This window comes from Pseudomonas sp. RA_35y_Pfl2_P32 (assembly GCF_963970735.1).
GTDB lineage: Bacteria > Pseudomonadota > Gammaproteobacteria > Pseudomonadales > Pseudomonadaceae > Aquipseudomonas.
This window is the reverse complement of the sequence record NZ_CAXAQF010000316.1, coordinates 1-459: the sequence shown is the minus strand read 5'-3', so window position 1 is coordinate 459 and position 459 is coordinate 1. Positions and strand designations below refer to the sequence as shown.

Sequence of the window (459 nt, the reverse complement as noted above, 5' to 3'; positions counted from 1 at the left end):
CTTGCGCGTAATCGCCTGCCCCGAAATCGCCCCGGTCAGATGCCCGAGCAGGCTGGAGCCCACACGCGGATCGAACACCACCGTCATCGGCCCGCTGGCAAGCCGTCCGGGATTGACGCGGGCGACCGCGCGCTCGCCCGCGCGCGTGCCGATCACCTCGGGCGCTTCCAGCGCGCGCAAGTGGCGCGCCGAGCTATAGGCATAGTCGCGCACCATCGCCCCGCCCTCGCCCGCCAGTACGCTGGCCGACAGGCCATAACCGGTCGCGGCATAAGCGGCGGCAAAGCCGTGGCTGGTGGCGAGCGCCCAGATCGAGCGCGAGGCGCTGGCAGAGCCGCCCTCGCTATTGGTGACGCCCGCCACTGCCCGCGCGGCATCTTCTGCGGCCAGCGCCGCATCGCGCAGCCCCTCGGGGCTGGGCTCGCTGCCACCCTGCGCCAAATCGTCGATATCGAGCAA

1 pseudogene is annotated in these 459 nt (G+C 71.7%); it reads right to left on the bottom strand.

Annotated features, from left to right (window positions below):
- Positions 1 to 459, bottom strand: a pseudogene (locus AACY45_RS28465) (hypothetical protein); the annotation flags it as partial.